The organism is Extibacter sp. GGCC_0201 (genome assembly GCF_017566055.1).
Lineage (GTDB): Bacteria > Bacillota > Clostridia > Lachnospirales > Lachnospiraceae > Extibacter.
This window is the reverse complement of record NZ_JABFCH010000016.1, coordinates 1-17922: the sequence shown is the minus strand read 5'-3', so window position 1 is coordinate 17922 and position 17922 is coordinate 1. Positions and strand designations below refer to the sequence as shown.

Genomic DNA, 17922 nt, shown 5'->3' with positions numbered 1-17922 from the left:
CTCTATCTTCCCTCCTCTCCCTCATCTGCAGTCCCCCTGTCAGCCGGCGCAGTCTTTACATACATTTTATCTGTCGCACATTCAAACGCATATGCGGCACGGAGGATGTCTTTCTCTTTGTAGCATCCCCCGATAAGCTGCATACCTATCGGCAACCCCCTGCTGTCATAGCCGGCAGGCACGCTCATGCCTGGAAGCCCTGCAAGGTTCACGGATATCGTATAGATATCGCCAAGATACATGTTCATGGGATCGTCCAGGCTGCTTGAAAGCTTCGGGGCAGTAGTAGGTGCCACCGGACCAAGGATGAGATCATACCGCTCGAATGCACGGTCGAAAGCCTGCTTGATCAACGCCTTCACCTTCAAAGCCTTGAGATAATATGCATCATAATATCCGGAACTGAGGACGAAAGAACCGAGCATGATCCTGCGCTTTACCTCCGCCCCGAATCCTTCCGTACGTGTCTTCTTGTACATGCCGTGAAGGCCGTCAAAGCCTTCTGCCCGGTATCCGTACTTCACGCCGTCGAAACGGGAGAGGTTTGAACTCGCTTCTGCGGATGCGATGACATAATAAGCAGGAATCGCGTAGTCCACGAGCCCCAGGTCAAATTCCTCCACATGCGCCCCCTTCTCTTCCAGTACCTTTGCCGCCCTCAGTATCGCATCCTTCACCTCTGGATCCAGGCCGCTGCCAAAGTAATCTCTCGGTATGCCTATCTTCATATCCTTGACATCATCAATCAAGGCACTGGTAAAATCATAACTGCCTCTTGCCACGGAAGTGCTGTCCTTATTGTCATGGCCGGCAATCACATCCAGGACTGCCGCACAGTCTGCCACATCTCTGGCCACCGGGCCAATCTGGTCCAGCGATGAGCCATAAGCAATCAGGCCATAGCGCGAGACGGTTCCGTAAGTCGGCTTGATGCCTGTCACGCCGCAGTAAGAACTGGGCTGGCGGATAGAGCCGCCGGTGTCCGATCCGAGGGCAAAGCTGCATTCCCCTGCAGCCACCGCCGCACAGGAACCGCCGGAGGAGCCGCCCGGTACGTGGTCCGGGTTCCACGGATTGCGTGTCACTCCAAAGTACGAAGTCTCTGTCGTGCTCCCCATGGCAAACTCATCCATGTTTGTCTTCCCTATCACGACAGCCCCGCTTTCTTCCAGCTTCTGCACCGCTTCCGCCGTATAGGACGGTATATAGTGTTCCAGTATCTTTGATGCGCATGTCGTCTTCATCCCACACGTGCATATATTATCTTTGATACCTGCCGGAACCCCTGCCAGAGGCCCTGTGAGCGTGCCGTCCTCTATCTGCTTCTGCACTTCTCCTGCACGCTTCAGGGCGCCTTCACCGTCTATGGACAGAAAGCTGTGTATCTCCCGCTCCCTTTCTTCGGCCCTCGCAAGCGCTGCTTTGGCCGCCTCGACTGCCGACAGTTCCCGTGCCTTTATCTTCATTCCCAGTTCAACTGCTGTCATTTCCATGATGTCCATCATGATTCATGCCTCCTATCCAATCGTTTTCGGTACTACAAAGCTGCCTTTCTTCTGAACAGGAGCATTGGCAAGCGTACGTGCGCTTTCGTCACCGTTCTCCACTTCGTCGCTCCGGAACACATTATAGATGGGAAATACATGGGGCATCGGTTCAATCCCTTCCGTGTCCAGCTCATTCAGCCTGTCTATATATGCGAGCATCTTTTCCATATCTGCTTTTGCCGATTCCTTCTCCAAGCCATCGAGTTCCAGCTTGGAGAGAATTCCTATATATTCAATCGTATCATCGGATATCCTGTCTGCCATATGCTCCTCCTTTAATATAAGTTCTCGTAAAATCCAAGATAATCTTCGGATGCTATCGTCTCAGCCGGCACAAGCGACAGTGCCCCTCCGTCAGTACGGACGACTACAGCCCCTTCCGGGAGCACGATATATTTGAATCCCATGCCTTCCGTAGCATCTTCGCCAAGATATATGCCAAGCGTATCCATCTCTTCGCCTTCCCCGTTATAGATAGTGATATCTGCCATGCCGGCTTCGCCTGAGGCAATGATGTCATAAATGCCCGGTTCGAAATCCGTTCCTGCCCTCTTTATTTCTCCGGTCCCGACCTCGACAGTCTCTGTAATAGGATTAGGTGTTCCCGGCTGCATGTCCGGCTGGCCGTTGTCTGTCTTAAGCGTCACCGTGTCTTCACAAATCACGGTGACCACCGCACCTTCATATAAGCGCAGGTCATCGAGATGATTGTCCGCTTTGCTCTCGTACTCGTACAGATAGACCCCATTCACGCTGTCATGTACCTGCACGGTGTCAAATTCATCCTGCGTCTCAGCGGCATAATTGCCTTCCTGCAAATGGATACCAACGATATATCGGCCGCTTGAAAGCACATATTCTGCAGATTCCCCCGTCTTTGGAATCGATGTTTCCACATACTCATAGGGATTATATTGATACTCTTCTGACACGGCAGCGCCCTCACCATCCCCAAATTCCGTATCCACCCAGCTGCTGATTTCCGATCCATGATCTTCTATCACAGACAATACGATGCCGGCTACGGTCAGCACGATGGTGATGACTGCTACAATTCTTCCCGCCACAGACTTCTTCTGATCTTTGTCCCTCTCTCTTTTGCTCATTCTCCTCTGTGCTGCATCATCGTGATACCTGTACTCCGGCTGTCGATTTTCCATCCTCTGACCGCCGCTCATACGCTGTTCTTTTTTCCGCTTCTGTTCATCCTCCTTCGGGATATGATAGTCTTCCCTGTGGACATGTGTCAACGGTTCCCCGTCACAGCTGCTCTGATTGATTTTATATCTCTTTTCCGACTTGCTGCTGTCCAGGCCACATTCTTTACATATTCCCCTGCCGTCCAGCTTTCCCCCGCATAATGTACATTTCCTTCCAAACATATGGTCCTCCTTCACCTCTCAGAGCAGTCCCTATGGTTCCAGCCTGCTCAAATCTCTAGGAAACAGAGTCGTTTCCCTCACATTGTCATCTCCCGTGAGCATCATCGTAAAACGTTCAAGACCAATCCCGATACCTCCGTGAGGCGGCATGCCATGCCTGAACGCATCTAGATACTGCTCAAGCCCGTCTTCCGTCATTCCCCTTGAAGCAAGCTTATCCGTCAGCATCTTGTAGTCATGGATACGCTGACCGCCGGTCGTTATCTCCATGCCGTCAAACAGCAGGTCGAAGCTCAGCGTATAGGCTGTATCCTCCGGGTCATCCATGGCATAGAAGGGCCTCTTCCCGGAAGGATAATGGGTGACGAATACAAATCTGCTGCCCCATTCTTCCCGCGCATAACGGCCGATAAGCTGTTCTTCTTCCGGCTCCAGGTCATGTGGGTTCCTTATCCTGCGCCCGTATCTTTCCGCCGCCTTTTCCTTGATTACATCAAAACGGACCGCCGGAATCTTTATGACATCCGGAAGATGAATGTCCAGCAGCTTAAGCTCTTCTGCATATTCTTCTGCGAGCAGGGCCATCGCATACTGGAGATATCCTGTCTCCATCGCCATGATATCTTCAAAGCCGTCGATATATCCCATCTCGAAGTCAAGGCTCGTATATTCGTTGAGATGGCGCTTCGTATTGTGCTTCTCAGCACGGAACACGGGAGCCGTCTCGAATACCCGGTCGAACACGCCCACCATCATCTGCTTATAGAGCTGCGGGCTCTGCTGGAGAACAGCCGGCCTGTGGAAATACTCCAGGCGGAAAAGGTTGGCTCCTCCTTCCGCGCTTTTGGCGCCAATCTTCGGCGTATGGATTTCCGTAAACCCCTGGCTGTACAGGAAATCCCGGAATGCTCTCGTAAGCCCTTCCTGCAGCCGGAACTTGGCCCGTTCCCGGATATTCCTCAAAGATATGGAACGATAGTTGAGCTTTGCTTCCAGGGAAGTGCCGAGCTTCCATTTTGATATGGCAAGGGGCATCATCTCCTGCGCGGACCGGCTCAGCACCTTGAGCCTTTTCATACGGATCTCTATGCCGCCGGGCGCTTTGTCATTTCTCTCCAGCGTCCCTTCTATCTCAATTGTATCTGCTTCCTTCAAGTCCTTCAAGTCAAATTGTGCCGATCCCTCCTCATATACGCCTTGAAGAAGCCCTTCCCGTTTCCTGAGTATGACGAACGCAATCGTACCCATCTTCCTGATCGTGTGTACCGCACCATTCGCTTTTACATTCTCCCCCGGGCAGGTCTTAAGAAGACTGCTCAGTTCCAGCGTATCTTTTTGTTCAATACCTGTTACAAATTCCATATGCACTACCTCCTTTTTGTCTGTCTGCGGGACGAAAAAAACGCCCCGGAATATACAATATATTCCGGGGCGGATATGATATATCCGCGGTACCACCCGCATTGAGCCCTTCTCCGTCCGACGCCTTTGTCACACGGCAGGATTCCACTCAACTGCACATAACGCATGCCTACGTACCGTCCTACTTACGTTCAGGCGGTCTGCTCCAGAGTGTTCCCTATTGTCCTCATTCCCCAAGCAGCGCTCTCAGCCGGTGACGCCGCATTTCTGTCGAGTTCCAAAGGACAGAGTCTCTTTCATCGCTTTTCTGTACTAAATTGTTAATTATATTACCATAAGTATTACCGTTATGCAAGAAATAATGAATTGTTTTTTAATTAAAACATATCGCTGCACAGCTGTTCCATCTTGTCATGGACGACGGCCCTGTCCCTCTCATCGGTCATCGTTACAATGGTATCACCTGCAAGAAGCATCGTCCTGCCCTTGGGGATTATCTCCTGCGTCCCTCTCTGTATGGAGACAAGCAGGCAGTTCTCCGGCCACCTGATCTCGCTGATCAGGGCGTCTTCCAGCCTGGACCCCTGTCTGACCACATAGTTGACAAGTATCTTCTGGCCGTGGTCTTCGGTCACCTTCCGGCCCTGTTTCCTGAGCAGGTTCTCAAGGAGGCTTTCATAGATTGGTTTGGAACGCATCAGGGTGGCTGTAATATATGCCACGATAGAAACCATGGAAAGCGACATCATCTGGCTCAGGGATCCTGTCATCTCAAAAATCAATATGATTCCTGTCAGAGGAGCACGCACGATGGCGGAAAAGTAACCGGCCATGGCAAGCAGCACGAAATTATTGATATACAGCGGTTCGAGGCCAAAGAACTGTACGCCTGCCGTTGCAAATGCACCCCCGATATAGCCGCCCAGTACAAGCAGCGGAAAAAAGATTCCTCCCGGAGCCCCTGAACCAAAGCTGACTGCTGAGAAGATGAACCTCCCGGCCAGAATAAGAAGGACCGTCCCGAGCATGACATCTTCATGCGTCAGGTATTCGATGAGAGAATGGCCGCTCCCCAACAGCTCCGGAGCGGTAAAGCCCAGTATCCCCGCACAGAGGAACGGAACCATCACTTTTCCCGCCGTACTAAGGTGCTTCGCTTTGCCATAGAGCGCCTGTACCTTCAGCGTAAACCAGTTGTAGAAAGCTCCCATGGCGCCTAGGACGACACCGAGCAGCAGTATGAGGCCGTAATATTCCTGAGGCAGCGCGTGTACGATGTCAAACTCGAATACCGAATCGACTCCCAGCACGCCGGAGCTCAGAAAATCCGCAGTAAGAGAGGCCGTCATGACCGACAGGAGGACAGATACGGAGAAATTCTTGTGCACCTCCTCCAGCGAAAACATGACACCTGCCAGAGGTGCATGGAACGCTGCTGCCAGCCCCGCACTGGCACCGCATGTCAGCAGGAACTTTTCTTCCGTCTTGCCACGGTCCAGCCCCTTCGATACGCCTTTTCCCGCCATGGCACCGATCTGGATGGACGGGCCTTCCCGCCCAAGCGCCAGCCCTCCGAGCATACATAAGAAACCGCCTGCAAATTTTGCAGGCAGTACCTTCCACCATGTCTGTTCCAACTTGCCCACCATCTCCCCTTCCAGCTGCGGGATGCCGCTCCCCGATATCATGGGTTCATATGTCAGCAGCTTTGCAACAAGGACCGCCATCAGCATGAGCAAGAGAAACCAGCCGGCCATACGTAGCGGAGACTGGCGGGCGTACGCAAGTATGATATTCAGGCCCTTGCCTGCGCCTTCCAGGCACATCCGGTACAGGAGGACGACGAGACCTGCGATTCCCCCGACAAGTATACCCTCTCCGATAAGGATGATCTGAAAACGCTCCGCACGTTTTATCATGGATGTCGTATCTTTTTTCATAATGCTTCCTCCGAAAATGGTGTTTTACATCTTCCCCTATTATACACCAAGTTATCCCGAGGCTCATTACTTTTTTCAGGGCAGCAGCACTATTTTACTGTCCGGCCGGCGTATACGTATTATCCACCGTATCAGCGGATACGAGATATACGATCCTTGATCCGTCTGTCCCTACGTACCTGCTGGCTCCTGTATCATCTGTAGCGCCGATATAAATCGTATACTTCTCCTCTTTTCCTGAAGCGGAATCCTCATAGACTGCTGTCACAGTGATACGGGTCTCTTCATCGAGGCCATAATTCTTAAGCTCCCCTCCCTCTGCGTGGTAATCTTCGCATGTCGTAAGAGACAGGGCTCCAAATCCTCCTGCCATCTCCGCCATATCCTCTTTTGCATCATAAGTGGTGGTATGTCCTCCCTCTGTCACTTCCACCTTTTTCAGATTCCCGCTGCTGATTGACGGCACCGTATCTGTCTGCACATACTGTGCCAGATCAAAGGAAAGCGAGGATATGACCGTGCTGTCGACCGTATATACCTTACCGCTCCCTTTGACGGCGGCATAATAATCTTCTCCTGCTGTCTGTCCGATATAGAGCGTCGTTTCCGCTCCTTCTTTACTCCTGAGTATAATCGTGTACTGCGGATTCTCCAGGCCATAATCAGACCAGTCATCCGGCTCTTCAAGCTCCCGTACGGCCTGGCACGCCGCAAGCGTATCCCCCATATTCTGTACTGTGCTCTGGTTCAATGGTATCTCTCTGTCCGGAGCATAGTACCATTCTCCGTCCTCCCTGACAAATGACATCGTCCCATCTTCTTCTGTCCCTGTATAGGAAATCTCTGCTATATCCTCTTCGTTGGTGATGTATACCTTATCTTTCTCGGCCTCTTCTGCTTCTTTCTTTTCCAGGCTCTTGTTGTATAGTTGAAGTCCTGCATACAGGATAGACAGCACTGCAAGTATACCGGCCAGTACAAATATAGTCTTTTTCTGCTTCATCTCTTTTGCCTCCCTAAGCTTTCCGTCTTTTCAGCCAGCGCAGGAAGCCGTATATGAGTATCACGAGCGGGATGCCGAATATGACGGCAATGCTTATCACGCCCGCGTGCTGCATCGTGTTGTACGTCACTTCCAGGCTCTTTGGCTCTATTGCCACATTTTCCATATCTTCGTAGTTGGCGGCCACCGCATTGGAGAACAGCGTCAGATTTTCCAGGGTTGAGAAGGCGTCTGTCACCTGGGAATCTATAAGCGTGCCTGCCGATATCACGGTGAACCGGGCCTCTCCATCACCAACCGTCTCCGTGGCTACCGCACCGAGCGTATACGTGCCCTGCTTCTGATCCTCCTCCGTCACAGCATATCCATCTGAGGACGTCGTCATGAAGGGGGTCGTGGTTATCGTATCCCGGGAGGGGTCTGCCATATTCATGCCATGTGCATTGATAAGCATCACCATGTCGGATGACATCCCCTCTGTCAAGCCAGAGGAAGCATCCAGCTCCGGGAATATATAATAATAGTTCCCCTGATAGCTGCGCTGCATATCTGCAATGTAACCCTCTTCCTGTTCCATGCCATAGTCCTTCATAAGTCCGTCCAGATTCGGGGTATCTTCCTGTGAGTCGCCGAGCAGCAGGAAGACTTTGCCGCCAGAGGCAAGGTAGGACGTTATCGTATCTCTTTCTTCTTCTGTTATGTCGGATACAGGGCTGTTCAGTATGAGCAGGCTGCAGTCTTCGGGTATCTTTCCTGTCATGATGAGATTCAGCTCTTCTTCCTCCATATTGTTCTTGGCAAGCAGGTCTGAGACAGAAGAAGAAAAGGTATCTTCCCCGTGTCCTGTCGTATAATAGACCTTCCTGGCAGCATCGTCCGTCACATAATTGACTGCAGACGTGAACTGCCCTTCTCCATCGAACCGGGTTTCGGAAGCGCTTCCAGTCATATAGTAGGAAGACTCATCTGACACGATGATATCACCGAATGCCACCGTCGTGCTCTTCTGTGTATCTTTGCACGATATGAGGACCGTGTCTGATTCCACATTGTTGGCGGAGAGTTCGGACGGGTGGAGTACGGGGTCTATCCATTCTACAGCAATCTTATCCGAGAGGGATGCATATTTATTGATGAATGTCTTGATCCTGTCATCTGTTTTCTCTTTCTCCGCAAATATCTTAAATGTGATGTCCGTGTCGAGCTTCTTCAATATTTTCTTACTTTTGTCTGATATTTCATATATCCTGTTGTCGCTGATATCAATACGTTTCACTTTCTCCGGCAGCTGTCCGGCAATAAGGTTCACTACAATCACTATGGCGATTACAAGCACGATGGCTCCGACGCTGTAGCTTCCGTTACGGGATGCTGCGCTGTGAAATAATCTCTTTATTCTGTCTTGCATATGTTCCTCCTAACTCCAGCGTCTTTTCTGTATCATCTGCATAGTCAAAAATATAAATAGGCCTGCCAGGGACACATCAAATATCAAGCTGCCCACATCCAGCAGGCTGTTCGATGCGATACCCGTCAGCACATCTGCCAATGAAAACCTGCCGAGCAGATTGGAGAGGGCTCCTTCAAGGAGAGAGGCCTTCGTAATCCCGATGATGACGCAGATGATGACCACGGCTGTCTCAAGCGTCGCTGCAATCAGCCAGTTCTTCGTCATCTGATAGATGCCGAGCACAAGGACGGCAGCCAGGATAATGATGCCGGCCGCATTGCCCGCCGCGCTGCCCGGCAGGAAATCTGCGATGCCGCTCCACAGATAGGAAAGCAGCAGTACGCCGAAGGTAGATATGGCCGCGATAATCGGACTTTCCGTCAGTGACGAAAGGAACATCCCGACCGCGATGTATACGCAGCCTATGAGGAAGAATGCAAGGATGGACAGATAGTCCACCACAAGATATGCAGTTCCTTGTGTCATGATAATCAGAGGGAATATAAGATATATCACACATGGTACCGCAAAGATGGATACCATGGCCAGATATTTACCAAGCACGACCTTCCACAGGCTGACCGGAGCAGTGAGCAGCATCTGGTCCGTCTTATTCTTCCTGTCTTCCGCAAAGCTTCTCATGGTCAGAATCGGGACCGCGATCATGAATACGAAATGAATGCTGGACAGCACATAGGAGAAATACGGATATCCGTAATTCAGGTTGAATGCCATGAAATAGACTCCCGTAAACGCTACCAAAAATGCAATGAACACATATCCCACCATCGTGTGGAAATAAGACTTAAGCTCTCTTCTATATATTGCTCTCATCCGTCTCGGCCTCCTTCCCTTCCTGTGTCAGTTCAAGGAACACTTCTTCAAGCGTGGATTTGACAAGCCTGAGTTCCTGAAGAGGAACCTTTTGTTCCGCAAATGCAAGAAACAGCTTTTCCCTGATATCTTCCTTATTCCTGCCCTGGATCCGCACGGTGGTGACACCTTCGTCTTCTGCGCTGTATTCTGCAGCCTCGATACATTCCAGGCTTCCGAGAATCTTCCGTATCCGGTCTTCCGGTTCCCGTGCCTGAATCTGGGTGTAAGCGGTCTTATTCATCAGATTTTCCAGATTATCCGGCGTATCGCTCGCCACAAGCCGCCCTCTGGATATGATCATGATATAATCGCACACCTCACGGATTTCGGCCAGGATATGTGAACTCAGGATTACCGTATGCCTCTTGGCGAGGCTCCGGATCAGCTGCCGTATCTCGATGATCTGCTTCGGGTCGAGTCCCACCGTCGGTTCATCCAGTATGATAATCTCCGGAAAGCCAAGTATTGCCTGGGCAAGCCCCACCCTCTGCCTGTAGCCCTTGGATAAGTTGTGGATAAGCCTGTTCTCTGATTCTTTGAGCTTTGTCAGCTCCATCGCTTCCGCAATCTGCTCCTCCAGCTTATCCTTCGGTATCTTCTTTAGTTCCCCTGCAAAGCAGAGATATTCCCGGACCGTCATCTCCATATAAAGCGGAGGCTGTTCCGGCAGATAGCCGATATGCTTCTTCGCCTCCTCTGGCTCTTTGAGGATGTCATGACCATCAATCAGCACCTCACCTTCCGTGGCACCTATGTAACCTGTCATGATATTCATAGTGGTCGATTTCCCGGCCCCGTTCGGACCGAGGAACCCGTATATCTGCCCCTTCTCCACCTGGAAGCTCAGGCCGTCAACCGCCAGATGCCTTCCATATCTTTTCACAAGATTTTTAACTTCTATCAAAGTCTTCCCTCCCGGCAACAAAATTTTCTCTATCATAAGATATCTTCTTGAAATCCATGTGGTAAATATATGATTTTTCTGTGAAAAAAAAGTACCGGCATGCTCCGGGAGCGCATGCCGCGCTCCACCGACATACCGGTATCGCTGTTCTTACTCAGATAACTGTTTCTTCACATACAATGCAAGACATGATATGAGCCTGGAGTTCTTCGGCCTGTTCTTGTTGTCGATGAATATCTCCGCCAGGAGCTGTGGGCTCCCGTGCCTGAACATTACATCAGCAGCTGTCCGAATATTACGTTCCACACAGGAAATAGACGTATGATATTGTTCCGCTATTCTGGGATAGATGTTCTTAGATATGTATAAAAGATTCTCCTCTTCCTCGATTGCTATCGCGATAGCCAGCGTCAGATAATAATATCCTAAATATGTACTGTTCACCCCCAACTGATATAAAATATACTTGATTTTTTCCTGCAACTGCACCATTTGCTACACCACCTTTACTTCCTAATATTATCACTGGTAAATATACCCATCAAGAAATTTGACACGACAAAATTTGTCACAAATTGTAATATTCCGCCTCAGAATAAGTCATATTGTATTTATGTCCCTATATTCAAAAGCCCCAAAAAAAGACAGGAAAATCAGATTATTTTCCTGTCTGTGCCATTCTATGATTCTACCTTCTTTCAAGGAAACGTCCCTCAATATTTGACATCACATTTATCTTATAGAAAAGGTATTCTTTTTTCAACTGTCTGTCTGCCAATAGATAATTGATGGCTCTGAACAGCCGCAATGCTCTGTTCCGAGCTACTCTTTTCCATCAAAGCAGTAAGTACAGAGCTTGCATGGCTCTATACCAATGGATGCCGTCAGGTCGTCGAGCCTGTGGTAACGCAGCGTGGTAAAGTTCTGCTGCCTGCGGATTGCTTCTACCATCTCTGCATATTTGCAGCTGCATGGATTGGCATATTCATCCAGCACTTCCTGCGGACAATCGTCTCCTTCCCTCTCCTTGATGACTCTTCTTGTAATCAGCTCCATCTCTGTCTTTGAACGTGAGAAGTTCAGAAATTTACAGCCGTATAGCAGCGGCGGACATGCAGGGCGTACGTGCACTTCCTTCGCTCCGCTGTGATACAGGAACTCTGTCGTCTCGCGAAGCTGTGTTCCTCTCACGATGGAATCATCTATAAGGAGCAGCTTCTTATTCTCAATCAGAGCCTGAACCGGTATGAGTTTCATCCGCGCGATCAGATCACGCTGGCTCTGATTCTGCGGCATGAAAGACCTCGGCCACGTAGGTGTATATTTGATGAATGGTCTGGCGTACGGTATCCCTGATTCATTGGCATAACCGATTGCGTGCGCGATGCCTGAATCCGGCACGCCAGCTACCACATCCGGATGGACCTCCCCACCGTCACGCTTTGCAAGCATGCTGCCGCATTTGTAACGCATTTCCTCGACATTGACCCCTTCGTAGGCGGAAGTCGGATATCCGTAGTATACCCAGAGGAACGAACAGATTTTCATCTCCTCCTGGGGCTCCCCTACCGTCTCCACCCCCTCGGGCGTGATAAATACGATTTCTGCCGGTCCCAGTTCTTTGAAATCTGTATAGCCCAGATTGATGTATGCGAAGCTTTCAAAAGATACGCAGAATGCGTCCTCCTTATGTCCGATCACAAGAGGCGTTCTTCCAAACCGGTCCCTGGCGGCATACAGACCGTCCTTTGTCATCAGAAGCAGCGTCATGGAACCATCTATAATCTCCTGCACATAACGGATACCTTCCACGATGGATGATTTCTTGCAGATCAGCGATGCAATCAGCTCTGTTGCATTGACTTTTCCGCCGCTCATCTCCTGGAAATGCGTATGCCCGTCTTCGTACACGAGCTTAAGAAGCCTGTCCAGATTGTTGATCTTACCTACCGTTGTAATCGCAAAGCTGCCCAGATGAGACTGTATCAGGAGAGGCTGCGGTTCAAAATCAGAGATACAGCCGATTCCAAGGTTGCCTTCCATCTCATCCACATCCCGTTCGAACTTTGTACGGAACGGTGAATTCTCTATGTTATGTATGGCACGGTTGAATCCGTTTTCCCCATAAGTTGCCATCCCACCTCTTCTCGTACCGAGATGGGAATGATAATCTACACCATAAAAAAGCTCCAATGTACAATCAGTCTTGGATGCCACGCCAAAAAAACCACCCATTATATAATTCTCCTTTTCTGTTAACGAAATTAGTAATCCTGCTCAACCTTCTATAGTGTAGCATGAACACTAAAAAAATAGCAACCGCCTTTCTTACATCCGTGAAAGCTTATATCTCAATCAACTCGTATTCTTCCCGCCCGAGCCCTATCTTCACGGCATGTGCCACGCCTGTCTTCCAGTTCGTATCCGGGTGCGTCATATGGAAATGGTCATGATGTCCTGTCCCATCCTGGCAGTCTTTACAGTTCTCATGGAGCACGCTGCCGTTCTGGAGCACAGGCTGACTGTTGCACAAGTCTGCGCAGGCCACATCAAGGGCCACCGGATCATAGGAAGCCAGCATCCCCACATTAGGGATGATAGGCACATCATTCTCCGAATGGCAGTCACAGTTTGGCGACACATCGCAGATAAGCGATATGTGGAAGCATGGCCTGCCCTGACAGACTGCCTTGCTGTACTCTGCTATCTTGCAGTTCAGAACATCATTGGAATTGCTCTCGGTAGGATGTACGGCATCCTTTGGACAGGCTCCGATGCAGCGTCCGCATCCGACACACTTGTCCCTGTCTATGTATGCCTTGCCATCCGTAATAACCGGCGCATCGTGGGCGCATATCCTCTGACAGGCTCCGCAGCCGATACAGTATTCCTGATCCACGGCCGGCTTTCCCTGATTGTGCATCTCCATCTTCCCCGCACGTGAACCGCAGCCCATACCGATATTCTTCAGCGCTCCCCCGAACCCGGTGCTCTCATGCCCCTTGAAATGGGTGAGCGTGATAAAGATATCCGCATCCATGACTGCCTGCCCAATCTTCGCCTCTTTGACATATTCACCGTCTATCGGCACGAGTGCCTCGTCGGTTCCTTTCAGCCCGTCTGCAATCAGGACATGGCAGCCGGTGGAAAATGGTGAGAATCCGTTGGCATATGCCGTATCGATGTGGTCCAGGGCATTCTTTCTGCTGCCGACATAGAGCGTATTGCAGTCGGTCAGGAATGGCTTGCCCCCTTGTTCCTTTACAATATCTGCCACCACTTTCGCATAGTTCGGGCGCAGGAATGCTAGATTGCCATATTCTCCGAAGTGTATCTTGATTGCCGCGTACTTATCTTCAAAATCAATCTCTTTCATTCCTGCGGTTATACAGAGGCGCCTCAGCTTCTGTAGCAGATTTTCATTAGCCGTGGCTTTAAAGTCCGTATAAAATACTTTTGATTTATCCATGTTTTCCTCCTTCTACATCCTATCTGGACTGTCGTTCCTGTCTGATATTTCCATTTTACATGAATCTGAATTAGATGTAAAGAAGCGCTGATTTCCCCTGGCTCCTATGATATAATATTATCACTATACAAAGGGGGAGAATTAAACCACTTGAAAGCAACGGGGAAAGCTCATCTACGTATGAGTCTTTCCCCGTTTAAATATCACAAGATAATATGAATTTCATAATAGTGTTAGGCGAAGTCCGGCAGCCATACTGCTTCATAAGTACAACCGCCGTCTTCTTTGATTGATATATTTATTATACTAGATGATTGTGAATCGAATGTGTCGAAAGGTGGAAATGTTTATAAATATTCTTAAGAAAACAGGAAGGTTCCGCTCTATAATATAAAATATTATCTTCTCTTCTTCACTGCACAGATCAGTATGAGCATCAGTCCGCTCCATGCAAGCAGGAAGTAGAAACTGATCCCGCGACTCAGCAGTACGGCTGCCGTCATCGAGCTTCCGCTGTATATGCTGCCGAAGAGCTGGATGAAGGCGAACTCGCTTATCCCCATCGCTCCCGGTAGCGGCAGCAATGCCCCCGTCATATAGACGAGTACCTGCAGGACGAAGAGGTGAAGGAACGTAACACCATGGTATCCAAGCGCCAGATATACCATATATGGAACGCCAAACCAGCACACAATCTGAATCGTGCTGATAAGAAGCATCTTTACTATGTCTTTTTTATGTCGTTTCATCATGTGGGCGCACGCGTGAAACTCCTCAAACCCTGCTTCTGTCTTCACAATCCATTCCTGCTTCTTCTCTTCCTTTACGAACGGAAGCTTCGGTATGAGCCGCTCAGCCAGCCCTGACAGCTTCTTCCCCATCTTCTCAGAGAATATGACCGTGAGCAGGAACAGCACGAAGACGGCATTCATGAGAAATCCTGCGGCGGCGAGAACCTTTACCGATAACGGCATCTCGATTCCCATGACGGGAATCAGTATGGCCGCCAGTATTTCAAATACAAACACTACCGCCTGGAACCCTGCAAGTTCCATAAGCAGCGCAAGTGAACCGTGGGACAGCTCTATGTTATCCTTCTTCATCATATACAGCTGCATTGGCTGCCCTCCCGTGGAGGATGGTGTGATCGAACTGAAAAAGAAGCCGGTATAAGCGTACTTCATACCCTGGGCAAAGGACACAGGGTGCCCCATCGTTCGAAGCAGAATCTTAAGATTCAGTCCCTCGGCAACGTGGAAGGTTCCGGCCATCAAAAGGCCCAGTGCAATAGATGGAAATGAAGCTGACGCGGCTATCTCTACTATCTGACCGACATCCTTCCCTCTCATCAGGCAGAAGAAAAGAAGCAAGAGAAACAATAGAAATACTAGCATCTGCTTTCCTGTTTTTTGAATTGTCATCGTATTATTCATCCTCGTCCACCCTCTTAAATCGATATCCCTTTTCCAGAAGCATCGGAATTGCCATCCGCAGTGCTTCGACTGTCCTTGCAGGTGCTCCTGCGGTCCCTCTTCCGTCATGCAGGCAGATGACTGCCCCTGGAAATACTCTGTGCATAAGCTTTGAGCAGATCGTGTCCGGCGTCTCCTTATCCGACCAGTCCTGGGCCATGACATCCCAGAAAAGAAGGTGAAGGTTCAGCCTTCTTAACCAGCCTAGCGTGAACAGGTTGAGGTGTCCCCACGGCGGACGGTAATAGGCCGCATCACAGCCGAGCTTTTTCATTATGAACATAGATTCCACCAGATCCGAGTACGTAAACTTATTTCCCCGGAACAAAGCATTATTATGGTGCACCGAATGTAACCCTATGAGATGTCTTTCTTCCCTCATCCGCACGATAAGTTCCGGATATTGCTTTGCGAACCCGGCAACGGTAAAGAAAGATGCCTTGATGTCATATTCCTTCAGAAGGTCCAGAAGGTCTTCTGTGTCTTTGCCGCCCGGCCCGTCATCAAAAGTCAGATAAAGGACCTTCTCTCTCCCTGCCTTTTTCCTCTTTGCCGTCTGCAGATATCTAAGTGCAAACGATGGAACTACGCTGTAACAGAAAACGATGAGCAGGGCTGCTGCCGCCAGTATCCACATCACGCTATCATCCTTTCTTTTACAGTCTGCATCGCTTCTTCCACGCTGCACTTCATAATCTCCTGCTTTACCATGTGCATATTGCCTTTCATCTGCTGCCACTGCCGGCTGTCAGAGAGGAACTCTTTCAATACATTTGTAAAATCTGCAGACTTATCCCAGATGACCCTGGCAATTCCATGCTCCTCTGCGTATTTTGCATTGTTCACTTCCTGCTCCAGAAACGGGTGGATGACAAATAGCGGTACTTCACAGTGGATAAGCTCAAATAACGTAATCCCTCCAGCTTTCGTGATAACCAGGTCTGCCGCTTTTACATAGGTGCTGATATGTTCCGTATATCCGAGCACCTCTATGTCTTCGTATCTTCCGTGCCACTCTTCATATGCCTTATGGTTCTTTCCTGTTATGATTGTTGCTGATACGCCCGGGGCGCGATGCAGCATATCGATAAGCTCACCCAGATTCGGTATGATACCGAGTCCGCCTCCCATAATAAGCACCCTCTTCACCTTATCGCTCTTGTTTTCTGTCGCTTTTAGAAACTGCTGTCTAACTGGTATTCCTGTCACAAATACATTGTCAGGTCCTGTACCTCTCTGTACGAGATTATCCTTCACCTCCTGCGTCGGCACAAGATAGGCGTCTGTCTGTGCAGTAATCCACTCCGGATGTATGCTGATGTCGGTGATACAGGTGACAAGCGGAATGTGGCATCCCGTCTTCTCGATATAAGAAGCAATCGACTTGGCACAAAGCGGAAGCGTACATACAATCATGTCCGGTTCATGCGCATCCATCAGCCTCTGCAGCCTTTTGTAGGCTGTGATCCCTGTCGGCTTGATGTCAACCTTCAACTTTCCTGAAAATTTGTATACCATGTTATATATCCCATAACAGTGCTCAACGAGCATTTGGAATAATTTAAATATATAGCGGCTTGCCCGAGGATAAAAATGCGTTAGCAGATCCAGCTCCGTAACGTTCGCATCCTTATCCTGCTTCTTAATCTCTTCACCGATTGCCTTCGCCGCCATCTGATGACCCATTCCAAACTGACTGCTTAATATCAATACGTTCATTTCTCCATCCCCCTTCCGATTTCCTATATCTTAATCTGCAAATCTAAAGAACTCCTAAATAGATTTCTAAATATAAAGAAAAGAATGGATGTAGTTTTCCTTAAGTATAGGGGCTGCGGACTGGGAACCGGGTGATAAACTATAGCAAACTTCTTATGTGCAGGATAGGACAAATGAAGTTCTCAATCATCCAGAAATATACAGGCGTTTTCGGAATAAAGATAATATGCTGTCGGCCTAACAAGTTTTCATTCTAAGAAAGGGGAATACATCCCCCAAGAAATATGGGCACGTCTTCTCTTATATAATTTCTGTGAGGTTATCACAGCTCACGTAACGATTGAAAAGTGCGCAAAGAAGCATACGTATCAAATAAGATATACATTTGGGATACATATATGCAGATATTGTATAAGTAAAATGGCGGAGAAATCTCCGCCAGATGTTGAGGCCTTAATAAGTAAAGAAATCATGCCTGTTCGTCCTGGACGTCACGACCCTCGCAAAGTCGATTACAAGAAAGCAGTCCGTTTTCTATACAGAGTATAACCCCAGCTATACTATACACTTTATTTTGGCAGATGGGAACATCTGTCTGTTTGTAATGTCCAAAACATCAAAGATAATGAATCTAACACAATTGGTTGTTATGAAGGCTGAGACATGTGAAATACTTCTATCTAGTTATCTTAATGACATTGTCAATCTTGAGGGGTGGGGGCTTTTCTTTCAGCAAATATTCTTTTAATCCGGGGGATTTCCGATACGGCAAAAAAGCTGGCTTTCCTCAGAAATCCA

General features: G+C 49.1%; 15 protein-coding genes. All 15 read right to left on the bottom strand.

Annotated features, from left to right (window positions below; all coding sequences use genetic code 11):
- Positions 1-2 precede the first annotated feature (2 nt).
- The 15 genes from gatA to HJV72_RS11495 all read right to left on the bottom strand — a co-directional run bounded on the left by gatA (position 3) and on the right by HJV72_RS11495 (position 17124).
- Positions 3-1502, bottom strand: a complete 1500-nt coding sequence (gene gatA / locus HJV72_RS11565) for an Asp-tRNA(Asn)/Glu-tRNA(Gln) amidotransferase subunit GatA (protein ID WP_208071253.1) — start codon at positions 1500-1502, stop codon at positions 3-5.
- Between the two features lie 15 nt (positions 1503-1517).
- Complete coding sequence (gene gatC / locus HJV72_RS11560; protein ID WP_208071155.1) at positions 1518-1811, bottom strand: Asp-tRNA(Asn)/Glu-tRNA(Gln) amidotransferase subunit GatC; 294 nt, start codon at positions 1809-1811, stop codon at positions 1518-1520.
- 11 nt (positions 1812-1822) lie between these two features.
- Entirely contained in the window at positions 1823-2929 is a 1107-nt protein-coding gene (locus HJV72_RS11555) for a hypothetical protein (RefSeq protein WP_208071153.1), read from the bottom strand.
- A 30-nt stretch (positions 2930-2959) separates the two neighbouring features.
- Entirely contained in the window at positions 2960-4291 is a 1332-nt protein-coding gene (gene aspS, locus HJV72_RS11550; RefSeq protein WP_208071151.1) for an aspartate--tRNA(Asn) ligase, read from the bottom strand.
- 377 nt (positions 4292-4668) lie between these two features.
- A complete protein-coding gene (locus HJV72_RS11545) occupies positions 4669-6231 on the bottom strand; it encodes a ClC family H(+)/Cl(-) exchange transporter (protein ID WP_208071149.1) in 1563 nt (520 codons plus the stop codon).
- Positions 6232-6325: 94 nt separating this feature from the next.
- A complete protein-coding gene (locus HJV72_RS11540) occupies positions 6326-7234 on the bottom strand; it encodes a DUF4340 domain-containing protein (RefSeq protein WP_208071147.1) in 909 nt (302 codons plus the stop codon).
- Between the two features lie 13 nt (positions 7235-7247).
- Complete coding sequence (locus HJV72_RS11535; protein ID WP_208071144.1) at positions 7248-8642, bottom strand: GldG family protein; 1395 nt, start codon at positions 8640-8642, stop codon at positions 7248-7250.
- Between the two features lie 9 nt (positions 8643-8651).
- The gene (locus HJV72_RS11530) at positions 8652-9518 is read right to left on the bottom strand and encodes an ABC transporter permease subunit (protein WP_208071142.1); all 867 of its coding nucleotides are present in this window, start codon (positions 9516-9518) and stop codon (positions 8652-8654) included.
- A complete protein-coding gene (locus tag HJV72_RS11525) occupies positions 9502-10464 on the bottom strand; it encodes an ABC transporter ATP-binding protein (RefSeq protein ID WP_208071140.1) in 963 nt (320 codons plus the stop codon). Before HJV72_RS11525 ends, HJV72_RS11530 begins: the two co-directional genes overlap by 17 nt.
- A 150-nt stretch (positions 10465-10614) precedes the next feature.
- Positions 10615-10956, bottom strand: coding sequence for a sporulation initiation factor Spo0A C-terminal domain-containing protein (locus tag HJV72_RS11520; RefSeq protein ID WP_082912728.1), 342 nt, complete (start codon positions 10954-10956; stop codon positions 10615-10617).
- Between the two features lie 330 nt (positions 10957-11286).
- Positions 11287-12699: an amidophosphoribosyltransferase gene (locus HJV72_RS11515; protein WP_066573539.1), complete on the bottom strand. Its 1413-nt coding sequence runs from the start codon at positions 12697-12699 to the stop codon at positions 11287-11289.
- Positions 12700-12808: 109 nt separating this feature from the next.
- The gene (locus HJV72_RS11510; RefSeq protein WP_208071138.1) at positions 12809-13933 is read right to left on the bottom strand and encodes a DUF362 domain-containing protein; all 1125 of its coding nucleotides are present in this window, start codon (positions 13931-13933) and stop codon (positions 12809-12811) included.
- Positions 13934-14331: 398 nt separating this feature from the next.
- Entirely contained in the window at positions 14332-15354 is a 1023-nt protein-coding gene (locus HJV72_RS11505; protein ID WP_227186023.1) for a lysylphosphatidylglycerol synthase transmembrane domain-containing protein, read from the bottom strand.
- 4 nt (positions 15355-15358) lie between these two features.
- On the bottom strand, positions 15359-16093 hold the full coding sequence (locus tag HJV72_RS11500; protein WP_330618964.1) for a polysaccharide deacetylase family protein: 735 nt from the start codon (positions 16091-16093) through the stop codon (positions 15359-15361).
- The gene (locus HJV72_RS11495; protein WP_208071134.1) at positions 16042-17124 is read right to left on the bottom strand and encodes an MGDG synthase family glycosyltransferase; all 1083 of its coding nucleotides are present in this window, start codon (positions 17122-17124) and stop codon (positions 16042-16044) included. Before HJV72_RS11495 ends, HJV72_RS11500 begins: the two co-directional genes overlap by 52 nt.
- Between the last annotated feature and the right edge of the window lie 798 nt (positions 17125-17922).